Genomic DNA, 21,100 nt, shown 5'->3' on the forward strand with positions numbered 1-21,100 from the left:
CCGCAGCCGCTCCGAGGTCACGATAGTGCGAATCGCTGGTGCAGTGGTGTGAGCGGGAAACGTGTGTTCGGATGGGCAGGTGTTCGAAACAACCGATCCGGAGTCGATCGTGTGGTCCGGCGATCCATCCGAACTCCGCACCGTCGCCGTTGCCGTCGCGCGCGAGGCCGCAGCTCACGCCCGAACCCGCCGCGCGGAACTGTTCGGCCCCGGGCACGGCTCCGCGGCCGGAGACGGGACGGTGCGCACCAAGTCCACCGCCACCGATCCCGTCACCGTCGCGGACACCGAAAGTGAGGAACTCATTCGCGGTCGGCTGAGCGAGGTGCGGCCGGGCGACGCGTTTCTCGGCGAAGAGAGCGGTGGCGAGGAGACGACGGGGCCCGGCGACACGCGTGTGTGCTGGGTCGTCGACCCCATCGACGGGACCGTCAACTTCGTCTACGGCATTCCGGCGTCAGCCGTGTCGGTCGCGGCACAGGTCGCCGGACAGTCGGTGGCGGGCGCGGTCGTCGACATCGCGACCGGGGACACGTATTCGGCGGCTCTGGGACAGGGAGCCACTCTCACGACCGGGGGTGGAGTGGTGACGCAACTGCGCTGCAATCCTGTGACCGACCTCGGTCTCGCGCTGGTCGCGACCGGGTTCTCGTATTCGCCCGGACGCAGGGCCCGGCAAGGCTCGCTGGTCGCCGCATTGCTACCGCGGGTACGAGACATCCGCCGCATCGGCGCGGCCGCGCTGGATCTGTGCATGGTCGCGTCGGGGCGTGTTGACGCCCACTACGAACACGGACTCAATCCGTGGGACTGGGCCGCGGGCGCTCTGATTGCGGCCGAGGCCGGAGCGTCGGTGCGGGTCCCGCGGGGGTTCGGCGGTGAGGGGGAGATCACCGTGGCTGCCGCGCCGGGTGTGGCTGTTGCGCTCGACGAGCTTCTCGTCGAAATAGGAGCGGACGCCGCACTGCCCGATTGAATGTTCCGGCACCGCACGTCTATGGCCGGGTCGAATATTCGAACCGAATGTGACGTGTAACCGGAACAACCGATGAAATCGGCATTCCGGTCAATTCGGTCAATTTGTGTCGAATGGGCGAACCGATCCTCAGCAGCGCGCGGTGCGCGCAGCCTCGAGGAGGTCGATGTCCAGGGGCGCAGATTGCTCGCCCGCCGGTACCTCCCGGAGAGACCTCAGTACCTCTTCGGCATCCGCGCTGGGCGCGATGTCGTCGAAGTACGTACCGAGGGCGAGATCGACGGTGTCGTCCTCGCGGCCGTCCTGGACGAGTTCGGCGCACGGAGCCGCAAGCCACACTGCGCTCGCGGCAGCCCGTCCCGCGGCGCCGAACCTGATCTGTCCCTGGCACTGCATGTTCTGATCCACGTAGACGGGGTCGTTGCCGGCTTGAACGTCCGGTGCGCTCGCGAAGCCGTAATCGCCCAGCTGAGCAGCGACATGTGTCGCCTGACCTCGTTGTCCGTTGGCGTTGTACACCCGCACACGGGTTGCGGCGAGGGGAGCCGGTTCCACCTCGAGCAGCACCGATCGGTCGACGACCTCGCCGAGGGGGGCCGGCACCGGGCCGTCCGGTTCGATGGCAGCCTGCGGCGGAGCATTGCACGTGACCGTGGTGGCGACGGGCTCGGACGAGGTGAAGGCGGAAGCCCACACGACGATCGTTCCTGCGGCCAGGACGACTGCGGCGACCGCCGCCGGGACGACGCGGCGCCGCGGGAAGCGCCGGCCGCGCTTGTCCGTCGCGCTGCCTTCGGTGATCAGGGAAACCACGCCGACCTGCCTTTCGTATCCGGTGCCGTCTGAACTGGCGCAGTTCACTGTAGAGGTCGCCGGGAATGCCTCGGCGCAGGCGGGCAAAGTCAGGAATGTCTCGGGTTGCTGTGGTGTTGGTGACAATTGCTCGTCAATTTACGGAGAAACGTGAATCGGTTGCGTATTCGACCGAGCTTTCGGCTATTGTTCGGCGGCCCCGGTCGTTCGGCAGCGAGGCGAGAGGGCTCCAAAACGGAGTTTTCGGAGTATGTCCGAGACTCGGACGCACTTGCGGGAACTTTCAGTAAACAGTCAGGCGTTGCCTTGGCCGAGAGCACCGACAGTGTTCCGGTCGAGCACCTGAACAAGGACTAGAGGTAAGAGGAAATGGCGACTGACTACGACGCACCGCGGCGGACCGAGAGCGACGATGTGTCGGAGGACTCACTCGAAGAACTGAAAGCACGGCGAAACGAGGCGCAGTCCGCTGTGGTGGACGTCGACGAATCGGACACGGCCGAATCCTTCGAGCTACCGGGAGCCGATCTCTCCGGAGAAGAGCTGTCGGTGCGAGTTGTGCCCAAGCAGGCCGACGAGTTCACCTGTTCGAGCTGCTTCCTGGTGCATCACCGGAGCAGGCTTGCAAGTGACGCGAACGGCGTGCTCATCTGCCGCGACTGCGCGGCCTGACCCCTGCCGGTGACTGCGGCGCGAGTCCGCAGTCTCCGGAGGCGTCATCCATCGCGATCGGACCGGTCGGTCAACCCTTCGACGTGTCGGCACAACCCAAGGCGGCCAGCAATTCTGCTGGCCGCCTTGTGCTGATCAGCCAGTACGGTGTCGGGTCGTCGGGGTCGTCGAGAACGATCAGTGCCATCGTTCGGACCCAGGGCCGATGCTGCACATACGCGGCGGGATCGAGTTGACGGCCGAGGGCGGCGCTCTTGGCCGACGCGGGCACCGCCACCCCTCGGGAGATCACATCGACCGGCAGATGCGCACGGTCCACCATGAGCTCGCCGTCGCGTACCTCCACCCGACGGCGCGACAACCACACCAGGGACCACACCGCGATGGGCAGCAGGAGCGCATACGGCAACCACGCGTACAACCCTGGGGCACCCATGTGGAGCTCGGCGGCGAGGAGCGCCGCGATGCCCAGACCGATAGGCCACCACCACAGCGGCACCCACAGCCGTTCGGAATACGTCGGGGAAGCGGTCATCCGGCCGGCGGTCGCTCCGGAGCGAGAGGATTCAGACACACCGGCCAGGATAGTCGCCTCCGGACCGGTCCCGACCGGTGCAGGGGTAGTCTCGGTGCACGTGACCGACCTTCCCGCGATCCCGCTCCAGCGCCTGGACCCGGAGATCCCCTTGCCCAGCCGCGCTCACACCGGAGACGCCGGTGTGGACCTGTGCACCACAGTCGACGTAGTCATCGAACCCGGAGATCGGGTTCTCGTCGGAACGGGCATCGCCGTCGCATTGCCGATCGGTACCGTCGGTCTCATCCATCCACGATCCGGGCTCGCCGCAAAGTTCGGCCTGTCCGTGGTCAACACTCCGGGCACCGTGGACGCGGGATACCGCGGCGAGATCAAGGTCTGCCTGATCAATCACGACACCGAGCGCGCCGTCGAACTGCGCCGGGGTGATCGCATCGCGCAGCTTCTCGTGCAGCGGGTCGAGCTCGTCGACTTCGTGGAGGTCGACGAACTCGACGACACCACGCGCGGCGCCGGTGGGTACGGGTCGAGCGGCGGGCACGCCGGTCTCGTGAAGGAAGGTTCCTGACATGTTCGGACGACGCCGCAAGAATCGTGGAACCGACGGCGAGGGCGCCGGCGTGCAGGACGAGTTCGGCGCGCACGCCCGCGACGCCGCGTTCGACCCCGAGGACGAATACGCCGCTCGCGACGGCGGTCCGTACGACATCGACGAGATCGCCGAGGAAGATCTCGGTACCTCCAGGCTCGATCTGGGTTCGGTCCTCGTTCCGGTGCCGGCGGGTGGGCAGATCCAGGTCGAGATGACTCCGGCCGGAAACCCGCAGGCGGTTCACCTGGTGACCCAGCACGGCCGGATCACCGTTTCGGCGTATGCCGCACCCAAGTCGCCGGGACAGTGGCGCGAAGTGGCTGCCGAACTGGCCGAGACACTCCGCAACGACAACGCGACGGTAAGTATGGAGACCGGTCCCTGGGGCCGCGAGCTCCACGGGGCGACGCCCAACGCCGACCTGCGCTTCATCGGAGTCGACGGCTACCGCTGGATGATCCGCTGCGTCGTTGCGGGTCCTGTGGGCGCGGCAGGAGGCGACTCCCCGCTCGTGGCCGCCGCACATTCGGTTCTCGCCGATACCGTGGTGCGGCGGGGGACGGAGCCGCACCCGGTGCGGACGCCGTTGCCGGTGGTGCTCCCGCAGGCGCTCGCCCAGCAGCTGGCCGCCGCGCAGCAGCAACAGCAACAGCAGCTCGCGGCCCAGCAAGCAGCGCAGCAGGGCGGTCGGCCGGTGCAGCCGGGGGAGCAGGCAGCCGCTCGGCAGCCCGCGCCCCAGCCCGCGCCCCAGCCCCAGCCCCAGCCCGCGCCGCAGCCGCCTCGTCCGCGTCGCGGAGAGTCCGGATCGGCGATGCAGCAACTCGGCTTCTAGCGCCGAGCGTCAGCGGACACCGAGCGCGCCTCGTCGAGTGCCACGAGGCAGCGGTCGCCGAGCACCGACGGATCCGCGCCGATATCGGCGAGTTCGATGGTTTCGAGCGCAGCACACGGGAGTGCTGCCGCCCATTGCCGGCCGACGCTCAGCGGATGCACCGCGTCGTCGACCGCCGCGGTGATGCCGACCGGAACACCGATCGTGCGTAGGCCGTCGACGTCCGGGGCGTGGTAGTTCGCGGCTTCCTCGAGGGCTTCGGGGAGGTCGGGCCAGTGTGCGCGCCACGATCGGGTGAGCGCGGCCCCGAGCCACACCGGGCTCGATTCCCTCATCGCCGCGGTCACTGCCTCGAGACCGTGGGCGCGAAGTTGTCCGGCCGTCCAGCGCGCCATCGCCGCGGCGGGCGCGTCGTCCGGGTTACCCGTCCAGGCGGGAAGCGCCGCGAGGACGCCGACGGTCCGGCCGGGTCTGCGCCGGGCCCAATCGAGTGCCACTGCCGCGCCGATCGAGACACCACCGACGAGGATCGGCCCGTCCGCGGCGGCCGTGTCCATTGCATCGAGGTAACTCGCGACGATGCGTCGGGGATCGGGCTCGACGGCGATCGTGTCGATTCCATGACGGTGCAGCGGCCCACGGAATGCGCGATCGACGAACTGCGCGTCCGAACCCGTCCCGGGCAGGACGACAGCGGTACAGGCGGGGAGCGGCTGCGACCTGGAGCAACCGGGCTGATGAAGCATGCCCAGATCCTGCCCAACCGGCGCGATCGCCCGACGGGGTGGGTCCGGTTGTGCTTGCCACGATTGGGTCTACAGTGGCGAGCGAAGGATACCTGCGGCACGGGACCCGTGCCCATCCGTTTCAGGAGTGCGCTATGGCATCCGCCACGGTCGGCTACTTCCGTCGGCTCACCCGCCGGTTGACCGAAGATCTGGAAGAACTCGACGCCGAGGAGATGGCCGAATCCTCCCAGGCGGCCGGGGCTCGTCCCGCGGCAGAATGCTCACGGGGTCAGGAAGTGACCATGCTCGGCCGGCTCCGCAGTGTCGAAGCCTGCTCGAAGGCGACTGCGTCGGTGCAGGCCGAGTTCTTCGACGGCACCGATTCCATCCTGCTCGTGTGGATCGGACGGCGGCGCATCCCCGGAATCGAGACGGGAAAAACCCTCCTGGTGCGGGGGCGGGTCGGTGAGCGTGGCGGCGCGAAGGTGATCTACAACCCGTACTACGAATTGCGCGACCCGGCCTGACCCCCTCGGGCGGCCGCCGTGGGAGAAATCCGCGGTTGCGTGAGTGTGGCACTCTCGTAGGAGTGAGCGACAACGGCCGACAGACGATACTCGAACAACTCGGTGGGCTCAGCGGGTTGGTGTATTCGACGCTGCCGGTCCTCGTGTTCGTCCCCGCCAACAGTTTGTGGGGTCTGACCGCAGCGATCTGGACCGCGATCGCGGTGGCGTGCGGGGTGCTCATCTGGCGGTTGGCGCGTAAAACGCCCATCCAGCCGGCGATCTCGGGATTCATCGGTGTAGCGGTGTGCGCGTTCATCGCGTACCGCACCGGCGACGCCAAGGGCTATTTCCTCTTCGGCATCTACGCCAGCCTGGTTTACGGCGGAGCATTCGTGCTCTCGGTGCTTGTGCGACGCCCGCTCGTCGGCGTGATCTGGGGAATGCTCAACGGCCAGGGCGCGCGGTGGCGATCGCACCGCGACGCCGTCCGCGCCTACGACGTCGCAACGCTCGCCTGGTCGCTGGTGTTTCTGGCCCGCTACCTGGTACAGAACCATCTCTACGACTCCGGTGAGACCGGTTGGCTTGCGGCGGCGCGGATCGGTATGGGCTGGCCGTTGACAGCGATGGTGTTGCTGGTGACGCTGTGGGCCGTGCGCAAGGCGGATCGGATCGTCGAACCGCCGGCGCCGGCCGCCGCGTCACATATCAGCGGTGAGGACTCCGGAACCGGCGGTCCGGATCGGTCGCAGGAGAAGGACTAGAGCCCGAGCGCTGCCCGCAATTCGTCTTCGACTTCGACCGACGCGACGAACAGCAGTTCGTCACCCCCTTCGAGGGGATCGTCGGGTTGCGGCACGATCACCCGGCCGCCGCGCAGAATCGTGACGAGCGCGGCGTCGCGAGGCAGTTGCAGTTTGCGGACCGGCTTGCCGGCGAGTGAGGTCGTGTCGGGCAGCGTGATCTCGACCAGATTGGCACCGGTGCGCAGGGTCATCAGCCGTACGAGATCTCCCACGGTGACCGCCTCCTCGACCAGTGAGGCAAGCATCCGGGGGGTCGATACCGCGACGTCGACACCCCACGACTCGTCGAACAGCCACTCGTTACGCGGGTCGTTGACACGCGCCACCACACGCGGCACACCGAACTCGGTGGTCGCGAGCAGACTCAGCACCAGATTGGCCTTGTCGTCGCCGGTGGCGGCGATCACGACGTCGTAGAGTTCGAGTCCGGCCTCTTCGAGGAGACTGAACTCGCACGCGTCGCCGTGCACCCATTTGGCGTCGGGAACCGCCTCGGGGTCGATGTGATCGAGTTTTCGTTCGACGAGCATGACCTCGTGGTGGCTGTGGATGAGTTCGCGCGCGATGGAGCGTCCCACCGCCCCCGCGCCTGCGATCGCGACCTTCAACGACGTTCCTCTCGCTCTACGGTTACCGGCCGGCTCAGTTCTCCTCGGCCGGGGGACTTTCCGCCAACGCGATCGCCTCGGCGACGGTACCCGACACTGCGGCGATGTAGACCTGGTCATCGGCCTGGACGACCGTCTTGCGGTCGGGCAGCACACCCGCGCCGAAGCGGATGAGGAACGCGACCCGCGACGCGGTGGCTGCTTCGAGGTCCGTGACGCGGCGCCCGATCCAGTCTTCGTGCAGGTTCACCTCGACCACCACGACGGAGCCCGTCGGGTCGCGCCAGCGCGCGGTTTCGCTTTCGTGGGTGAGGGTGTGCAGAAACCGGTCGGTCGTCCACGGCACCGTCGCCACCGTGGGGATGCCGAGACGTTCGTAGACGGCGGCACGCTTGGCGTCGTAGATCCGGGCGACCACGCGTTCGACCCCGAACGTCTCCCGAGCCACCCGCGCCGAGATGATGTTGGAGTTGTCGCCCGACGACACGGCAGCGAACGCGTCGGCGCGCTCGACTCCGGCCCGGATCAGCACGTCACGATCGAACCCCATGCCCACGACGGTGTGCCCGGGAAAGTCTGCGCCCAGACGCAGGAACGCACCCGGATCACGGTCGATGACGGCGACCTCGTGCCCGAGCCGGACGAGTGCGGTCGCCACGGACGACCCCACCCGGCCACATCCCATGACCACCACATACACCGTCGAACTCCGTTCGTCACACAGCCGTTGCGGCCGCCCGTGTACGGGCCGCCGAACGGAAACCGTACCGCTCCCGTCGGTCCGCCGGGGCCCGGCGGGCCGGATTCGTGCGGCGCCCACCGCACGGTCCCGGGCCGCGGAACGGGCCACCGGTGACGATGTGCAGATCCGTGTCGGGATACGGCTTAGGCTTTGCGGGTGTCCAAGCTTTCGACCGCCACGAAGCGGGTGCTGTTGGGTAGGCCGTTCCGCAGCGATACGCTCGGGCACACCCTGCTGCCGAAACGGATTGCGCTGCCGGTCTTCGCCTCGGATGCGTTGTCCTCCGTCGCCTACGCGGCCGAGGAGATTTTCCTCGTCCTCTCGCTTGCCGGTCTGTCGGCGTACGCGTTCTCACCGTGGATCGGTGTGGCGGTGGCGGTGGTCCTCCTCGTCGTCGTGGCGAGCTACCGCCAGAACGTGAAGGCATATCCGTCGGGTGGCGGCGACTTCGAAGTCGCGACGACGAATCTCGGACCGTCTGCGGGTCTGATGGTGGGCAGCGCCCTGATGGTCGACTACGTGCTGACCGTGGCGGTGTCGATCGCGTCGGCAGCTGCGAATATCGGCTCCGCCGTCCCGTTCGTCGCGCAGCACAAGGTGCTGTTCGCGGTCCTCGCCATCGCGATCCTCACCGCCGTGAATCTGCGCGGTCTGCGGGAAGCGGGCACGGCGTTCGCAATACCCACCTACGCGTTCATGGCGGGAATGGGCGTGATGCTGGTCTGGGGCGCACTGCAACTGCTGGTCTTCGACAAGGATCTGCGCGCCGAGTCGGCCGACTTCGAGCTTGTCGCCGAGCAGGAGAACCTGACTGCGATCGCTTTCGTTTTCCTACTGGCGCGGGCTTTCTCGTCCGGGTGTGCCGCGCTGACGGGTGTGGAGTCGATCAGCAACGGAGTCCCCGCGTTTCGGAAGCCCAAGTCGCGCAACGCGGCAACGACTCTGTTGCTGCTCGGCGCAATTGCCGTGACGTTGTTTCTCGGAGTGATCTTTCTCGCCGACCGGCTCGGCGTGGTGGTCGCGGAACACCCCGAAACCCAACTGCGCGGCGCGCCGGATGGGTACGAGCAGAAGACGCTCGTCGCACAGATCGCGCATGCGGTGTTCGCTGACCTGCCGCCGGCATTCTTCCTGATCACGGCCGTGACGGCGCTGATTCTCGTCATGGCCGCGAACACGGCGTTCAACGGTTTCCCGGTGCTCGCGTCGGTGCTGGCGCAGAATCGGTACCTCCCCCGCCAGCTGCACACCCGTGGTGATCGGCTGGCCTTCAGCAACGGCATCGTGTTCCTGTCCGGGTGCGCAATCGCGTTCGTGTGGATTTTCGACGCAGAGGTCACCAAGCTGATCCAGCTGTACATCGTCGGTGTGTTCGTGGCCTTCACCTTCAGCCAGACCGGCATGGTCAAGCACTGGACGCGTCACCTGGCGACCGAGACCGACCCCGCCGTGCGTGGGCGCATGCAGCGGTCCCGTGCCGTCAACACGGTGGGACTGGTGATGACGGCCACCGTTCTGGTGGTCGTGCTGGTCTCGAAGTTCGCGGCGGGCGCGTGGATCGCGGTGGTCGTGATGGCTGCGATCTTCGTCGTGATGAAAGCGATCCGGCGCCACTACGACAGCGTCGCCGCCGAGATCGAAAACGCCGAGTGGGACGGGGTTCTTCCCAGCCGCACGCATTCGATTGTGCTGGTATCCAAGCTGCACCTGCCGACCTTGCGCGCATTGGCCTACGCGCGAGCGACCCGCCCGGACACGCTCGAGGCGATCACCGTCAACGTCGACGAGGACGACACCCGGATGTTGGTGCGCGAATGGGAGAAGAGCGACCTGACGGTTCCGCTCAAGGTCGTCGAGTCACCGTATCGTGAGATCACGCGTCCGGTGCTCGACTACGTCCGCAGAGTGCGACGTGATTCACCGCGCGATGTGATCACCGTCTTCATCCCGGAGTATGTGGTGGGGCATTGGTGGGAACAGATCTTGCACAACCAGAGTGCACTGCGGCTCAAGAGCCGGTTGCTGTTCCAGCCCGGTGTGATGGTGACCAGCGTGCCGTGGCAGCTGCGCTCGTCGGCGCGAGCACCTCGGGAACGGATCGATTCGGCGCCCGGCTCGGTGCGTCGTGGGCTTGATAATCAGGAGGAACAACGGTGAGTCGGCAGGGACGTCAGGGTGTGGGCACAGACTGGTCCGGTCGGCGGATCGAGTTGATGCTGGGCAACCCGGCTCACGGTGGGTTCTGCGTCGCCCGGCACGACGGCCGGGTGGTGTTCGTGCGACACGGGCTTCCGGGGGAGAGGGTCTTCGCGCTGGTCACCGAAGACCGTGGAGGTTCCTACTGTTTCGCCGACACGGTCGAGGTGCTGCAGCCGTCGGAGGACCGCGTCGACCCGGCCTGCCCGATCTCGGGGCCGGGAGGCGCCGGTTGCTGCGATCTTTCGCATGCGTCGATGCCCGCCCAGCGGCGTATCGGAGCCGCGGTGGTGGCCGAGCAATTGCGGCGTCTCGGCGGGGTCGAGCGTGATGTCGTGGTCGAGGATCTGCCCGGCGGCGCACCGAACGGCACGAAGTGGCGCACCCGGGTACGGCTCGCGGTGGACGTGGCAGGGAATCCCGGATATCGGCGGTACCGGAGCAACGACGTGGTGCCGGAACTCGCGTGCCCGCAGATCGAGGTGCGCGCGTATCTCGGGCTCGCCGACCGGGTATGGCAGCCCGGTTCCGAGTTGCAGGTGGTGCTCGATGACGCGGGTGCCCGGCATGTCGTGGAAATCGCGCCGCCGTCGGTGTCGCGCACGGGTCATCGCAGCGCCGGACGGCGGGGGGCCTCGGCGCGCCGGGCCGCAGCGAACGCCCCTCGCGCGGAGAAGGTGATCGAGGGCTCCGGCCGCACGCTCGAGCGGGTGGGGTCGCGAGAGTGGTACGTGACCACGACGGGGTTCTGGCAGGCACACCGGGGTGCGCCGGAGACGTACTCGGCGGTGGTGGCACAGTGGGCCGACGCGGCACCGGGAAGTACCGTGTGGGACCTCTACGGCGGTGCCGGAGTGTTCGCCGCAGCGCTCGCCGAGCAAGTGGGCCCGTCGGGGCGGGTGGAGGTGGTCGAGTCCGCTCGGTCCGCCGTCGACGATGGGATGGAAGCGCTCGCGGACCTGCCGCAAGTGCACTTCCGGCACGGGCGCGTCGAGTTGCTGATCGGTGATCTGCCCGCACCTCAGATCGTCGTTCTGGATCCGCCGCGTGCGGGAGCAGGGAAGGACGTGGTCGCGGCGATCGCGGCGGCCGGACCGCGCCGGGTGATTCACGTCGGGTGCGATCCGGCGGCATTCGGGCGGGATGTCGGCCTGTACCGGGGGCACGGCTACCAACTTGCAGATCTGAGGACGTTCGCGGCGTTCCCGTCCACGCACCATGTGGAGTGCCTCGGACTGTTCACGCGCTGACATCCGGCGTGGCCCACCGAGCGCCGGCGGTCCGGCCCGAAAAGTATTTGCTTGACGTACGCAACTAACTGTATAGTTGCATGCCGTAATCAAATTCTTTTGGATTCGGAGGTTCCGTGGCTGTCCAGCCCGACACGGCGCGCGAGCTCGTCGACGCGATATTCCTTTTCGCTCGAACCCTGCGTACCACCCTCGTACACCACGACAGCGACCTTCTTCCTTCCGCGCTGACAGGGGTGCTGTTTCTCCTGGCGCGCACGGGGGAGTGCCGGCCGAGTGAACTCGCCGCCGAGATCTGTGTCAGCCAATCGGCCCTCAGTCGGCAGATCGGCGAACTCGTCGATCGTGGATTCGTCGACCGGCATCCGGATCCGAACGACAAGCGCGCTCACCTCGTCAGCTGTTCTCCCGATGGCCGCGAGATTCTCCGGACCATCCAGGAACGACGCACCGAGCGCCTGACCGCCGAGCTCACCGACTGGGATCAACAGCAGGTCGTCGAGGCGCTCGCAGTCGTCGGACGCCTCAATTCCACGCTGGCCCCCATCGCCGGCTCCACCCCGCAAAGGACTTCTTCATGAGCACCGCCGCTTCGGAGACCGCGGCGCCGTCAGCCGGCGCGCCGCGCACCGAACCCCTCACCCACCGCGAGATCCTGCAGGTTCTCCTGGGTCTGCTCGCTGCCCTGTTCACGGCATTGCTGAGCAGCACCATCGTCGCAACCGCGCTGCCGACGATCATCGCCGACCTCCGGGGCTCGCAGACGCAATACGCGTGGGTGATCACGACCGCGCTGCTCGCCAACGCGGCGTCCACGCCGATCTGGGGCAAGCTCTCGGATCTGTTCAACAAGAAGCTGCTCGTGCAGCTGGCCATCGTCATCTTCGTCGCCGGCTCGGTAATCGCGGGCCTGGCCCACAACGTTCCAGTTCTGCTCGCCGCCCGCGTCGTGCAGGGCGTGGGCATGGGCGGGCTGACCGCACTGGTCGTGGCGATCATCGGCAGCATCATTCCGCCCCGTGAGCGGGGCCGCTACTCCGGCTACATGGGTGCCGTCATGGCTGTCGCGATGTCGGGCGGCCCCGTTCTGGGCGGCGTCATCGTGGACGGCCTCGGCTGGCGCTGGTGCTTCTTCGTGTCCGTCCCGATTGCGGTCGTCGCGCTGATCCTGCTGCAGCGCACCCTGAAGATCGAGACGATACGCAAGCAGAACGTGAGCATCGACTGGCTCGGCGCGACGCTGATCACCGCCGGAGTCAGTGTGCTGCTGATCTGGGTGTCCTTTGCGGGCAAGGTCGGCTACTACGACTGGTTCTCGCTCGAGTCGGCCGCCTACGTCGTCGCCGGACTGGGTCTGATCGTCGCGACGGTGGTGGTGGAATCGAAGGTCTCCGATCCGGTCATCCCGTTGAAGATCGTCACCGAACGCACCACCGCGCTGGCGATCATTGCGTCCGTCGCGGTCGGTGTCGGCCTTTTCGGCGCCACCACCTTCCTGGGCCAGTACTTCCAGACCGCCCGCGGATACAGCCCCACCACAGCGGGCCTGCTCACCATCCCGATGGTTGCCGGGACGCTCGTCTCCTCGATGCTGTCCGGGCAGCTCATCACCCGGTTCGGCAAATGGAAGTCCTTCATCGTCGCGGGTGCCGTGCTTCAACTCGTGGGCTTCGCCCTGCTCGGCACCATCGACCACGCCACATCCTTGACGCTGATCAGCGTGTATATCGCGATCGTCGGCCTCGGCACCGGCATGCTCATGCAGAACCTGGTGCTCGCGGTCCAGAACACGGTGAGCGTGCGTGACATCGGCGCGGCCAGCAGTTCGGTGGCGTTCTTCCGCACATTCGGCGGTGCCATCGGCGTCTCGGTTCTCGGATCGATTCTGGCCAGCCGCGTGGTCACCCTGTCCGCCGAAGGTTTTTCGAAGCTCGGCATCGATCCGGGGTCCGCCGGCAGCGGAAGCAACCTCGACCTCGCGGCGCTTCCCGCACCCGTCGCGGAGGTCGTCCAGACGGCGTACGGCGACGGGACGGGGATGTTGTTCCTGGTGGCAGCGGGATTTGCCGTCGTCACCCTCGTCGCGGTGGTGTTCATCCCCAACCGGACGCTGCGCACCACGATCGACATCGTCGAGGAAGCGCCTCCCGTCGCATCCCGCGACGAGCGCTCCGAACTGTGAGTGCCGGCACGAACAGGTGCACAATGAGACGATGACCACTACGTGGAATCGGCGATGTGAGTCATGTGACGGTTCGGTACGTTCCACCGCTCCGTAGACTGACAGAATTGCTCGCGCGATCTCGCGCGAATCATGAGCCGGAGGGAGCTAGTCCAGTTGGGTGTCCTGTCCAGCGTCCACTCGCCCGACGATCTGCGTCGGCTCACTCCCGCCGAGGTCACTCGTCTCGCGGGGGAGATCCGGAGCTTCCTCGTGGAGAAAGTCTCGGCGACCGGGGGCCATCTCGGGCCCAACCTCGGTGTCGTCGAATTGACCGTCGCCCTGCACCGGGTTTTCGACTCTCCCCGCGACCCGATCCTGTTCGATACCGGCCATCAGGCGTACGTCCACAAGATTCTCACGGGCCGCAAGGACGACTTCGACTCCCTGCGTCAGCGCGGAGGTCTGTCCGGCTACCCGTGTCGTGCGGAGAGTGAGCACGACTGGATCGAGTCCTCGCACGCCTCCGCCGCCCTGTCCTATGCCGATGGCCTCGCCAAGGCGTACGCACTGACCGGCCGACGCGATCGCACGGTGGTGGCCGTGGTCGGCGACGGCGCGCTCACCGGAGGCATGTGCTGGGAGGCCCTCAACAACATCGCGGCCGGTACCGACCGCTCCGTGGTGATCATCGTCAACGACAACGGTCGGTCCTACGCGCCCACGATCGGTGGTCTGGCCGAGCATCTCGCGGCGCTGCGCCTGAAGCCGGAATACGAGCGGGCGCTCGACAGCAGCCGCCGCCTGGTGAAGAAGATTCCGTGGATCGGGCCCGCCGCGTACTCGGTGCTCCGCGGAATGAAGGCCGGCGTGAAAGATGTCGTCAGCCCGCAGGTGCTGTTCACCGATCTCGGAATCAAATACCTCGGTCCGGTCGACGGGCACGACGAGCCTGCTCTCGAGGCGGCGCTGCGGCGCGCCAAGGCCTTCGGTGGCCCGGTGATCGTGCATGCGGTGACCCGGAAGGGCGCCGGTTACGCGCCGGCCGAGAACCATCAGGCCGACCAGATGCACGCGACAGGGGTGATGGATCCGCTCACGGGCCGTGCCACATCTGCGTCGTCCGTGCCCGATTGGACCTCGGTGTTCTCCACCGAATTGATCGAGCAGGCCGAGACTCGCAGCGACGTCGTTGCCATCACCGCCGCAATGGCCGGGCCCACCGGTCTTGCGGCCTTCGGGGAGCGGTTCCCCGACCGCACCTTCGATGTCGGCATCGCGGAGCAGCACGCGGTCACCTCCGCCGCAGGCCTCGCGCTGGGCGGGCTGCATCCGGTGGTCGCGGTGTACTCGACGTTCCTCAACCGGGCGTTCGACCAGCTGCTCATGGACGTGGCCCTGCTGAAATTGCCGGTCACGCTGGTGCTCGACCGGGCCGGTATCACGGGGTCCGACGGGGCCAGCCACAACGGAATGTGGGACTTCTCCATTCTGGGTATCGTGCCTGGAATCCGGGTTGCGGCCCCGCGCGACGCCGCGACCTTGCGCGAGGCACTGGGTGAGGCGCTTGCGGTCACCGACGGCCCTACCGCGCTGCGGTTCCCGAAAGGCACGGTCGGCGAGGATATTCCGGCGCTCGAGCGGATCGGCGGCATGGTCGACGTTCTGCGTATGCCCGAGCAGCGTTCCGGCGACGTGCTCATCGTCGGCGTCGGTGCCTTCGCGTCTCTCGCTCTCGATGCCGCTGAACGCCTTGCCCAGCAAGGAATTACGGCAGCGGTGGTGGACCCGCGTTGGGTGCTTCCGGTTCCGGCGGAGCTGACCTCGCTTTCGCGCGACTTCCGGCTCGTCGTCACCGTCGAGGACAGCGGTCTGCACGGTGGTGTCGGTTCGGCGGTGTCGGCGTCGTTGCGCGAGCACGACATCGACGTTCCCACGCGGAATCTGGGAGTGCCACAACAGTTTCTCGACCACGCGTCGCGCGGCCGGATCCATCAGGATCTCGGACTGACCGCGCAGGACGTCGCCCGTCAGGTGACCGGCTGGGTGGTCGGCCTGGACGGCAACGACACCGCCGAGGAAATCGATCAACGCGAACGTGGCGTCGGCTGACCGGCCGCATACAAAACTCCGCCGACCGAAGGTCGGCGGAGTTTCGCTTTTACCGACAATCAGATACGCATGTCCTCGAGTTCCATGCCTTTGGTCTCCCGGATCTTCGACTTGACGAAGAAGAACGAGAGCAACGCGAAGAAGGCGAACAATCCGTAGAGGAACCAGAGGCCGACCGCCGACGTAAGCGGCGGGAACGCCAGTGTCACGGTGAAATTTGCGATCCAGTTCGCCGCGGTGCTGATGCCGAGCGCGACCGCCCGCATCCGGTTGGGGAACATCTCGCCGAGCATGACCCACATGATGGGCCCCCACGTCGCGGCGAAGAAGATCACGAACACGTTGGCGCCGATCAGTGCGAGTGCACCCCACGGGGCCGGCAGCTGCACGTCCTCCCCGGTGCCGGTGGCCTGCGAGAACGCGATCGCGGCGAGTAGCAGGCTCACGAACATGCCGATCGAACCGGCCATCAGCAATGGGCGGCGGCCGATCCGGTCGACGAACAGGATTGCCACGAACGTCATGACCACATTGATCACTGCGGTGATCACCGACGTCGTGAAAGATTCGTTCTCGGTGAACCCCACCGACTTCCACAGGGTCGTCGAATAGTAGAAGATCGCGTTGATACCGACGAACTGCTGGAAGACGGCCATGGTGATACCGACCCACACCAGCGGTTGCAGCCCGAAGACCGGCCCCCGGATGTCGCCGAACGACCGCTTCTCCTCCCGTCGCAGTGTCAGCCGGATCTCGCGGACCCGCTCGTGCGGATGCAGTTCGCCGGTGATGTTGGCGAGAATCTCGGCGGCCTCCTCGTCGAGGTCCTTGCCGACGAGGAAACGGGGGGATTCCGGGATCAGCACGGCCAGCACGCCGTAGACGATCGCCGGGACCACACCGACGAGGAACATCCACCTCCAGGCCTCGAGTCCCCACCACAGTTCGTTCGATGCGCCGCCGGCCGCGTTCTGGAGGACCGCGTCGGACAGCAGTGCGGCGAAGATGCCGAGGGTGATGGCGAGCTGTTGAAGTGAGGCGAGACTGCCGCGATAGCGTGCCGGTGCGATCTCCGAGATGTACGTGGGGGCGATGACCGACGCAATGCCGATGCCCAGCCCGCCCAGCACGCGCCACAGCATGAGATCGGGCACGCTGAACGCCAATCCGGAGCCGACCGACGAGATGACGAAGAGCACCGACCCGAGCACCATGACTCGCTTGCGGCCCCACCTGTCCGCGAGCCGACCCGCAAACCACGCGCCTACCGCGCATCCGAGCAGCGCGATCGCGACTGCGAATCCGGTGACGAAGGAGCTGAGTCCGAACTCACCCTGAATCGAGTCGACCGCGCCGTTGATGACCGAACTGTCGAACCCGAACAGAAAGCCGCCGACGGCCGCCGCGACAGTGACAGCAATGACCTTCGCGGCGTGGGAATTCGAGGTCTGTGTCATGGGACCTGCCTTCGTCGGACGGCGCGGGAACCGAGTGCTGCTACCTGGACCGGGATCAGACGGTGACTCTGTGACGGGACATTACGCCGAGACAAGTTTCCGGGCGTTGCTTTACGCACCGAGGGCGTGGCACCGCACGGTGACACGCCCTCGATGGTTCGGGTGTTTCGGTCAGGCGACGTTTGCGACGCCGGGAGCCAGGAACCGCTTGCCGTTGACCGCCTCCGATGTTCCGGTGCGATCCAGGTACGGCGTGATGCCACCGTTCCAGAACGCGAAGCCGCCGCCGAGGATCAGGCACAGGTCGATGTCCTCGGGTGCCGCGACCACGTCTTCGTCGAGCATGATCGCGATCTCCTCCGCGAATGCCCGGCGGGTGCGTTCGAGCACCTCTTCCGCGGTGGACGGCGAGTCGCCCTGCGGCCACAGGGCCGCGACCTCCGGGTCGACGACCTGCGTGCCGTCGGCGTACGACCACACGCCGGACTTGCGGGCCTCGACGAGCGCTTCGAGACCGGGCGACGAGACGAACCGGTCGGGGTACGCGGCCTGCAAGGTCTCCCCGGTGTNCAGNGCGACGGCGGGGCCCACCAGGGCGAGCAAGGTGAACGGCGACATCGGCATGCCGAGCGCGCCGACGGCATTGTCGGCCACCTCGAACGGAGTGCCCTCGTCCACCGCCGTCATGACCTCACCGAGGGTGCGGGTGACCAGACGGTTGAACACGAAGCCCGGCTTGTCGCCGCACAGCACCGCGGATTTCTTCAGCGACTTGGCGGTCGCGAACGCCGTCGCGAGCGTGGCGTCGTCGGTCTTCTCGCCCCGGATGACCTCGAGCAGGGGCAGCACGGCGACCGGGTTGAAGAAGTGGAAGCCCACGACCCGCTCGGGGTGTTGAAGGCCGGACGCCATCTCGGTGATCGACAGCGACGAGGTGTTCGTCGCGAGAATCGTCTCGGGCGTGATGTGCTGCTCGAGCTCGCTGAACACCTGCTTCTTGACGTCCATGTTCTCGAACACGGCCTCGATCACGAAGTCCGTCTTCGCGAAGGCGGCCTTGTCGAGTGAACCGGAGACGAGCGCCTTGAGGCGGTTCGCGGCGTCGGGTGACAGCCGGCCCTTGCCCTGCAGCTTGTCGATCTCGGTGTGGACGTAGCCGACGCCCTTGTCGATGCGATCCTGGTCGATGTCGGTCAGGATCACCGGCACCTTCAGCTGCCGGACGAACAGCAGCGCGAGCTGGCTGGCCATCAGGCCAGCACCCACGATGCCGACTCCGCTGATCTTCCGGGCCAGGGACTTGTCCGGGGCCCCGGCAGGGCGCTTGGCGCGCTTGTTGACCAGATCGAATGCGTACAGTCCTGCGCGGAGTTCGTCGGACATCAGCAGGTCGGCGAGTGCCTCGGTCTCGGCGTCGAAGCCCTTGCTCAGCGACTCGGGATCGGAGATGTCGGTGGTGCGGGCGAGTTCGAGGAGTTCGAGCGCACGCTCGGCGGCAGGGGAGAAGCCGTGGGTCTTCCCGGCGACCAGGGCCTCGGCGCGTGTCATGGCGGCATCCCAGCCGGCCTCGCGGTCGATCTCCGGACGCGCGGGCACGATCTCGCCCGCGAGAACCTTCGATGCCCACGCGAGCGACTGCTCGAGGAAATCGGCGGACCCGAGCACTACATCGGCGTAGCCGAGAGCGAGGGCCTGCTTCGCCTTGATCGTGCGTCCGTTGTTGAGCGGGTTCTCGAGAATCAAAGTCACCGCGTTGTCGGGACCGACGATGTTCGGAAGCAGCTGCGTGCCACCCCAGCCGGGGACCAGGCCGAGCATCGTCTCCGGCAGTCCGAGCGCGGGCACGTTGTCGGCGACCGTGCGGTAGTGCGCGTGCATGCCTACTTCGAGTCCGCCGCCGAGCGCCAGACCGTTGACGAACGCGAAGGTCGGAATCGCGGTGTCGCGCAGGCGGCGGAACACGTCGTGGCCGAGTTTGCCGAGTTCGAGCCCCTGCTCGCGGCGCGTGACGGCGGGTACGCCCTTGAGATCGGCGCCCGCCGCGAAGATGAACGGCTTGCCGGTGACCGCGATCGCGGCCGGGTTCGCCGCGAACGCCTCGTCGAGGGCCTTGTCGAAGGCGAGCAGGCCGGCGGGCCCGAACGAGTTCGGCTTGGTGTGGTCGAAGCCGTTGTCGTGGGTGATCAGCGCGACGGACCCTTCGATACCGGGCACGGAGATCAGCGTGGTGTACGCGTTGGTGACGACCTCGTCGACGAAAGCGCTTTCGATATCTGACATTTACTCGGCTCCGGATTCGTAGTCGGCGTGGTTCGGGTTCTCCCAGATCACGGTGCCGCCCATGCCCAGACCGATGCACATGGTGGTCAGGCCGTAGCGCACCTCGGGATGCTGGGCGAACTGATGCGACAGCTGGGTCATCAAGCGAACGCCCGACGATGCGAGCGGATGGCCGCACGCGATCGCTCCGCCCCACTGGTTGACCCGCGGGTCGTCATCGTCGATTCCGAAGTGCTCGAGGAATGCGAGCACCTGCACGGCGAACGCCTCGTTGATTTCGAACAGACCGATGTCGTCGATGCTCAGGCCCGTACGGGCGAGCAGCTTCTCGGTCGCCGGTACGGGGCCGATGCCCATGACCGCCGGGTCGACGCCCTGGAAGGCGAAGCCGACCATCCGCATGCCGACGGGCAGGCCGAGCTCACGTGCGGTGTCCTCACCGGCGAGAATCGCGGCCGTGGCGCCGTCGTTGAGACCCGCTGCGTTGCCCGCGGTGATACGGCCGGCGGGACGGAACGGGGTCTTGAGCTTCGCGAGATCTTCGATCGTCGTGCCCGGGCGGGGCGGCTCGTCCTCGGTGGCGAGACCCCAACCGGTGGCGGTCCGGGTGGCGACGGGTACGAGTGTCTCGGCGATGTACCCCGCCTTCTTCGCGGCGTCGAACTTGTTCTGGCTGTTGACGGCGTAGGCGTCGGTGCGGGCCTTGGTGATGCTCGGGAACCGGTCGTGGAGGTTCTCGGCGGTGTTGCCCATCACGAGCGCGCTCGGATCGACCAGCTTGTCGGCGAGGAAACGCGGATTGGGGTCGGCGCCCTCACCCATCGGGTGGCGGCCCATGTGCTCGACACCACCGGCGATCACGACGTCGTACTGACCGAACCCGATGCCGGACGCGGTGGTGGTCACGGCGGTCATCGCGCCGGCGCACATCCGGTCGATCGCGAATCCGGGCACCGTCTCGGGCAACCCGGCGAGGATCGCGGAAGTGCGGCCGATGGTCAGGCCCTGATCGCCCGTCTGGGTGGTGGCGGCGACGGCGACTTCGTCGATGCGGGCGGGATCGAGCTGGGGGTGGCGACGCAACAGCTCACGAATGACCTTGACGACGAGATCGTCGGCGCGGGTTTCGGCGTAGATGCCCTTCGGGCCGGCCTTGCCGAACGGAGTTCGGACGCCGTCGACGAACACGACGTTGCGTTGGGTCGAGGTGGTTGGAGCCACGCGATTTCCTCCCGGTGGAGCGGTGTCCTCGCCGAGATTGTCGCGACGAGGCGATGGAGACCGATCACGCCGGTGACCGGTCCCGGAACCATCCTACCCCGTTATTACCGATGGGTAACTTAATGGGCGCCTTTTGGTGATCCACACTGCGTAGCGACAAGAACCGACGGTGCAGGATGTGGCGGGAGGAGACGGTGACGGCCGCGCGCTCTCCGCTCTCCGCTGTTACCGGTCAGCTGCCTGTTACCGGTCAGCTGCCCGCGGCGAGCGCTTTCGCGATCCGCGGCGCGGTGAGTTCGCGCTGCCACGGGCGGGCGGCACCCGCGGCGAAGCGGCGGTCGATGTATGCGACAGCGTCACCACTGGTATCGCCGTCGCCCCCGAAATCCCAGTCCCAGCACAACCGGCGTACCAGTTCGGGGCTCACCAGATTCTCGACGGGCACCGACACCTCTTCGCTCAATGCCGCCAGCTCCGCGCGCGCCGCCGTCAAACGCTCCGCGGCTTCGGGATGGTGCCGTGCCCAGCGCCCGGCCGGCGGGGGACCGGTGAAGGGTTGCGTCAAGGGTGGAAGTTGGTCCTTCGGGAGCGCCCGGGCGCGTTCGAT

Annotated in this window: 19 protein-coding genes and 1 pseudogene; 11 read left to right on the forward strand and 9 right to left on the reverse strand. The window is 67.1% G+C overall.

Annotation, left to right across the window (positions count from 1 at the left end; all coding sequences use genetic code 11):
- The first annotated feature begins 79 nt into the window (after positions 1-79).
- Positions 80-976, forward strand: a complete 897-nt coding sequence (locus Q8814_RS09870; RefSeq protein ID WP_330151833.1) for an inositol monophosphatase family protein — start codon at positions 80-82, stop codon at positions 974-976.
- Between the two features lie 129 nt (positions 977-1,105).
- Here the strand turns inward: Q8814_RS09870 and cei are convergent, their stop codons facing one another.
- Positions 1,106-1,789, reverse strand: a complete 684-nt coding sequence (gene cei / locus Q8814_RS09875; protein WP_330151834.1) for an envelope integrity protein Cei — start codon at positions 1,787-1,789, stop codon at positions 1,106-1,108.
- A 369-nt stretch (positions 1,790-2,158) separates the two neighbouring features.
- Between cei and Q8814_RS09880 the strand changes: the two genes are divergently transcribed.
- Entirely contained in the window at positions 2,159-2,461 is a 303-nt protein-coding gene (locus Q8814_RS09880; protein WP_330151835.1) for a DUF4193 domain-containing protein, read from the forward strand.
- A 70-nt stretch (positions 2,462-2,531) separates the two neighbouring features.
- Here Q8814_RS09880 and Q8814_RS09885 read toward each other — a convergent pair whose 3' ends face one another.
- Complete coding sequence (locus Q8814_RS09885; RefSeq protein WP_330151850.1) at positions 2,532-2,996, reverse strand: DUF3093 domain-containing protein; 465 nt, start codon at positions 2,994-2,996, stop codon at positions 2,532-2,534.
- 100 nt (positions 2,997-3,096) lie between these two features.
- Between Q8814_RS09885 and dut the strand changes: the two genes are divergently transcribed.
- Entirely contained in the window at positions 3,097-3,567 is a 471-nt protein-coding gene (dut, locus tag Q8814_RS09890) for a dUTP diphosphatase (protein ID WP_330151836.1), read from the forward strand.
- 1 nt (position 3,568) lies between these two features.
- Positions 3,569-4,423: a DUF3710 domain-containing protein gene (locus tag Q8814_RS09895; RefSeq protein ID WP_330151837.1), complete on the forward strand. Its 855-nt coding sequence runs from the start codon at positions 3,569-3,571 to the stop codon at positions 4,421-4,423.
- Here the strand turns inward: Q8814_RS09895 and Q8814_RS09900 are convergent.
- The gene (locus Q8814_RS09900) at positions 4,420-5,169 is read right to left on the reverse strand and encodes an alpha/beta fold hydrolase (RefSeq protein WP_330151838.1); all 750 of its coding nucleotides are present in this window, start codon (positions 5,167-5,169) and stop codon (positions 4,420-4,422) included. The genes Q8814_RS09895 and Q8814_RS09900 overlap by 4 nt on opposite strands.
- Positions 5,170-5,303: 134 nt before the next feature.
- Between Q8814_RS09900 and Q8814_RS09905 the strand changes: the two genes are divergently transcribed.
- Positions 5,304-5,678, forward strand: coding sequence for an OB-fold nucleic acid binding domain-containing protein (locus Q8814_RS09905; RefSeq protein WP_330151839.1), 375 nt, complete (start codon positions 5,304-5,306; stop codon positions 5,676-5,678).
- A 62-nt stretch (positions 5,679-5,740) separates the two neighbouring features.
- Complete coding sequence (locus tag Q8814_RS09910; protein WP_330151840.1) at positions 5,741-6,424, forward strand: DUF3159 domain-containing protein; 684 nt, start codon at positions 5,741-5,743, stop codon at positions 6,422-6,424.
- Here the strand turns inward: Q8814_RS09910 and Q8814_RS09915 are convergent.
- Both Q8814_RS09915 and Q8814_RS09920 read right to left on the reverse strand, forming a co-directional pair.
- Positions 6,421-7,074 (reverse strand): potassium channel family protein, encoded by a 654-nt coding sequence (locus Q8814_RS09915; protein WP_330151841.1) that lies wholly within the window; start codon positions 7,072-7,074, stop codon positions 6,421-6,423. The genes Q8814_RS09910 and Q8814_RS09915 overlap by 4 nt on opposite strands.
- Before the next feature lie 34 nt (positions 7,075-7,108).
- Positions 7,109-7,774 (reverse strand): potassium channel family protein, encoded by a 666-nt coding sequence (locus Q8814_RS09920; protein ID WP_330151842.1) that lies wholly within the window; start codon positions 7,772-7,774, stop codon positions 7,109-7,111.
- Positions 7,775-7,972: 198 nt separating this feature from the next.
- Between Q8814_RS09920 and Q8814_RS09925 the strand changes: the two genes are divergently transcribed.
- The 5 genes from Q8814_RS09925 (at position 7,973) to dxs (ending at position 15,535) form a co-directional block, all read left to right on the forward strand.
- Complete coding sequence (locus Q8814_RS09925) at positions 7,973-9,973, forward strand: APC family permease (RefSeq protein WP_330151843.1); 2,001 nt, start codon at positions 7,973-7,975, stop codon at positions 9,971-9,973.
- Positions 9,974-9,993: 20 nt separating this feature from the next.
- Positions 9,994-11,262 carry a class I SAM-dependent RNA methyltransferase gene (locus tag Q8814_RS09930; protein ID WP_330151851.1) on the forward strand — a complete coding sequence of 423 codons (1,269 nt, stop codon included), beginning with the start codon at positions 9,994-9,996 and terminating at the stop codon, positions 11,260-11,262.
- A gap of 116 nt (positions 11,263-11,378) precedes the next feature.
- Positions 11,379-11,843, forward strand: coding sequence for a MarR family winged helix-turn-helix transcriptional regulator (locus tag Q8814_RS09935; protein ID WP_330151844.1), 465 nt, complete (start codon positions 11,379-11,381; stop codon positions 11,841-11,843).
- Positions 11,840-13,444 (forward strand): MDR family MFS transporter, encoded by a 1,605-nt coding sequence (locus Q8814_RS09940; protein ID WP_330151845.1) that lies wholly within the window; start codon positions 11,840-11,842, stop codon positions 13,442-13,444. Before Q8814_RS09935 ends, Q8814_RS09940 begins: the two co-directional genes overlap by 4 nt.
- Before the next feature lie 156 nt (positions 13,445-13,600).
- Complete coding sequence (dxs, locus tag Q8814_RS09945; protein ID WP_330151846.1) at positions 13,601-15,535, forward strand: 1-deoxy-D-xylulose-5-phosphate synthase; 1,935 nt, start codon at positions 13,601-13,603, stop codon at positions 15,533-15,535.
- Between the two features lie 59 nt (positions 15,536-15,594).
- Here dxs and Q8814_RS09950 read toward each other — a convergent pair whose 3' ends face one another.
- The 4 genes and pseudogenes from Q8814_RS09950 to Q8814_RS09965 form a co-directional block, all read right to left on the reverse strand.
- A complete protein-coding gene (locus tag Q8814_RS09950; protein ID WP_330151847.1) occupies positions 15,595-16,992 on the reverse strand; it encodes a sugar porter family MFS transporter in 1,398 nt (465 codons plus the stop codon).
- Positions 16,993-17,163: 171 nt separating this feature from the next.
- Complete coding sequence (locus tag Q8814_RS09955; RefSeq protein WP_330151848.1) at positions 17,164-19,272, reverse strand: 3-hydroxyacyl-CoA dehydrogenase NAD-binding domain-containing protein; 2,109 nt, start codon at positions 19,270-19,272, stop codon at positions 17,164-17,166.
- Positions 19,273-20,493, reverse strand: coding sequence for a thiolase family protein (locus tag Q8814_RS09960; protein WP_330151849.1), 1,221 nt, complete (start codon positions 20,491-20,493; stop codon positions 19,273-19,275).
- Positions 20,494-20,743: 250 nt separating this feature from the next.
- Positions 20,744-21,100 (reverse strand): annotated as a pseudogene (locus tag Q8814_RS09965) (ribonuclease D); the annotation flags it as partial.

The organism is Rhodococcus chondri (genome assembly GCF_036327435.1).
GTDB lineage: Bacteria > Actinomycetota > Actinomycetes > Mycobacteriales > Mycobacteriaceae > Rhodococcus > Rhodococcus chondri.